The sequence below is a fragment of the Mycobacterium sp. genome, assembly GCF_035633495.1.
Classification (GTDB): domain Bacteria; phylum Actinomycetota; class Actinomycetes; order Mycobacteriales; family Mycobacteriaceae; genus Mycobacterium.
This window is the reverse complement of record NZ_DASQEU010000146.1, coordinates 1-3587: the sequence shown is the minus strand read 5'-3', so window position 1 is coordinate 3587 and position 3587 is coordinate 1. Positions and strand designations below refer to the sequence as shown.

Annotated in this window: 2 protein-coding genes; both read right to left on the bottom strand. The window is 67.2% G+C overall.

What is annotated here, in order from left to right:
• Positions 1-117 precede the first annotated feature (117 nt).
• Positions 118-1635, bottom strand: coding sequence for a CYTH and CHAD domain-containing protein (locus VET27_RS21370; RefSeq protein ID WP_526521617.1), 1518 nt, complete (start codon positions 1633-1635; stop codon positions 118-120).
• A gap of 398 nt (positions 1636-2033) precedes the next feature.
• Positions 2034-3137 carry an adenylate/guanylate cyclase domain-containing protein gene (locus VET27_RS21365; RefSeq protein ID WP_526521616.1) on the bottom strand — a complete coding sequence of 368 codons (1104 nt, stop codon included), beginning with the start codon at positions 3135-3137 and terminating at the stop codon, positions 2034-2036.
• Positions 3138-3587 lie beyond the last annotated feature (450 nt).

Sequence of the window (3587 nt, the reverse complement as noted above, 5' to 3'; positions counted from 1 at the left end):
CCCTGGCTGCACTGTTCGAGATTGCTTCGAGGATCGCGATCGTCAGTCGCATTGCGTTCGCGCAGTCTCGCACGCCGGCGCGCTGCCGATGGGGCTGTCATGGCGATCAGAGCGCGGTTAGCGCGCCGTGCCGACGGCCTTGTCGAGCGACTTCAACACCGCGTGGAGTTGCTGCTCGCATTGGTGTGCGAGGTTGACTTCGCGCTGATGCAGTAGGCCGTAGGTGAAGGTGTCTTCCCCGGCGGCGTGCGCGGTGTCGGCCTGTTCGGTGAGGTGGGCGCGGCTGACGACGCTGTCTTGGTGATCACCCAGCAGTGTTTGGATGGTTTTGGCCGCGTCGGACACCTTCTTGGCGCCTGCCGCTGCGGCGGTGTAGCGCAGCCGCTTGGCACTCTTGCGAATCCCGTGCAGCGCCGCGTCGTGGCGCTCGGCGTCGGCGGCGGCCGCGGCCTTGGCGCGCTTGCGGACCCGCTTGTAGCCGTCCTCGATGGTCGCCTCGGCCAGCTGTTCCTCATCGACTGCTAACGCAGCCGATTCGGCGGCGAGCAGCCCGTCCAGCGCGTCGAGTAGCCGGAAGTAGCGTTCAGATCGCATTGCGCTCAGCGATTTTCGCAATCCCGCACGGTAGCGTTGGTGGGCGCCATCGACCAGGCGCCCACGGATAGGACCGCGCACCACATCCGTGGGCAGTTCGTCGAGGGCTCGCTGGTAGCGATCGGCCAGGACCTCGGCGTCGCGGGCGGTGCCCAGCACTGCGGCCAATTCACGTAGCTCATCAAGGATCCGGGCGTCGTCGGTCAGCCCGAACGCGCTCGCCGAGGCCTGCAGCAGGCTGCGGATGGTGCGGATGGTTACTCGCATCTGATGCACGGAGTCCTCGACGTCAGCCCGCACGCCGCGATCCCACGCGAGCAGCTCCTCGATCTGCTCGGCCACCGCGCGGTGCACCGAATCATCCGGTCCGGGGGCCGGTCTGGGCGCGCTCAGCGACGAGCCGAGAACCCGCGCCAGTTTCGAGGCGTACTCGGCGGGTGCGGCACCGGCATCGCGCAGCCGGTTGCTCAACCGCGCCAGCAGCTGCTCATCGGCGATACCCCGGGCGATCGCGTCCTCGGCCAGCTCGAGTTCCCACTCGCGCCAACGCTGTTCGGTGTCTTCACCGTCAGCCGATGCGCAGACGTGGTCGTCGCAAAACTTCGCGAGCGCGGTGCCATCGCTGCCACACAACACATCGATCGCGCGGTGGGTGGCGATCCGGGCCACCGGCGCCACGGGGCGGTCGCGCACGATCGCCAGCACGACATCGCGCAGTTCGGCCGGCACTTCGTCGTCGCCGCCATTTCCCAACCCGGTGCGGATCTCGGTCCGCGCCACAGGTCCGGCCGGCAGCTTGAGGTGCCAACCGGCGTCGGTGCCTCCGGTGCGCCGACGCAACGTGATGTGGTGGGCGGCCAGATCCCGGCCCGGGGTGTCGTAATACACGGCGTGCAACGTCTGGGGCGGTGCCCGTTTCACGCCGGCAATCGAGGCCAGCCCATCGAACGACGGCGTCACCGTCGAGTCGAACACCTCGAACTTGCGCTCGACCTCCAGGTGACGCGACGGTGCCGATGCGCCCCGAGACGAGTTCCCCATGGTCACACCACACCCACCTTCATTTCGGCGCCAAGAACAATTGTGAACAAGGCGGTTGAAGACGCGTCACGGTGCTGTACCGAACGACCGTGCCTGCGTTCATCGCGAGTTCAACGTAAGCTTCGGTGGCCGCCTCACCTACGGCCTAGGTGAGTCTAAGATCTCCTTTATCGACAGTCGCTCGAAACTTCGGACTCCGCGTAGCCGGCGGCGACGAGCAGGCCGGCGGCGTCGAGGACGGCCACGGGGAACGAGTTCAACCGCTATCCGGTCTTGTCTTCTTCACCTCGATCGGCACCATCCCGAATCGGTTGTCCGACGTCGTTTTGTTGCCGTGCAGATCTCCGGCTTGTCCTGCCGTCGGCGGTCGAACAACGCCTCCGGTGCGGTCGCGGAATTCAGAGCTTGTGTGCTCGCCGCAGGCGATAGCTGGGTAGCTGCAGGTAGCCGCGGACGCGGCGCGGCGCCCGCGCGGACAGGGTGAACTGCTTAGCATCGCCAAGCTCGGTGGCCATCGCTTGGTCGACCCGGATGGTGCCTTTGCGGGCGAGGTTGGCGAGTCGGGCGGCGATGTTCACCACGGGACCGAACACGTCACCACCGCGGTCAAGCACCGGCCCGAACGCCAGGCCCGCATGCACCTGCGGCAGGGTGTCCTCGGCGGTGAACGCATCCAGCAGCTGCAGGGTGGCCTCCGCCGCGGATGCGGGATCATCGATCACGAACAGGATTTCGTCGCCGAGATTCTTGATCACCCGCCCGCCGTGGGCGACCACCGTGTCGAGCACGGCCGTTTCGAACTGGTCGAGCACCCTCGCGAGCTCGGTGAGGTCAACGTTGCGGGACAGTCGCGTGTACCCGGTCATGTCGATGAAGCCCACAACTGCCGGTCGGCTCTCCGCGTGGCCGTCCAGGCCGGATCCGCTGGGAAACAACGCCCGTCCCACTTCAGCGGCCAGATGCCGACGCCACGTATACACGGTGGTCCGCTCCAGCACGGGCAACAATTCTCGGGTAGTGATGAGGGCTTGGGCCGCCAGCTGGCCGGGCAGCTGTGGGTCCTCAACCCTGCGGCCCACCGCGATCCGCGCGCCCAGCACCTCGGAGATGAAATTCGTCTGCGCTGCGGCCAGGCGCGATATCAGGTTGCCCAGGGGGCGGGCCAATTCCACCAGCCCCTCGCCATCCACGATGTCTGCGGCAATGAGCCCGGCCGCATCGGTCAGGGCGGCGACGTCAGCGCTGGTGAATACCCGCTGCTCGTCATCGACTTCGGGAAACCCCAGTGCCCGCCATAGTCGTCGCGCCTCATCGAGGGCGATGCCGGCTCGCTCGGCGACCTCCAGCCGCGTATAGCGGCCGTCCCCGCCCAGCAGCCCCCGGGTGATCATCTCCGCCGGCGAGGCCTCTTCCTCCGGCGCGAGGTCCACCTCCGCGGCGTTTGGGAGCACATCGGGCGCGTCTTCCTGGTCGGTCTTCCCCAGCCGGGCCAGCAGTGCCACCAGCAGGCTGATACTGCCTAACCGGGCTAGTCCATTGACCCCTGCCGCCCCGAGCTCGACGACTCGCGCCACGAGATGGGCCGAACCGCGCACCGGATCCACCACCTGAAGTGACTCTCCTGCTCTTCCGGCCACTACCTCACCCACAGCCTGACCCGCACACCCAAGACGTTGCGATATAGCACGACACGGCTGACGCGGTAGGACCGCTGCCGTTGCAGGGGTGACCCCAACCGATGGTACGGGTGACGTGGGCCCCCGGAGACGTGGATGCCCTTGCTGAGAGCCCGGAGTTCCCCGACGTGGAACATCGCCGGGTCAGCCGGCTGAGGTGTTTGCGCGCCCCGCCTGAAGGGTCTTGGACAGTTAAGGCTCGCCAAAGGCCCCCACACACACGCACCGCAACAAACACGCACCGCAACAAACACGCCAAGGACGGTCTCGTCGCCG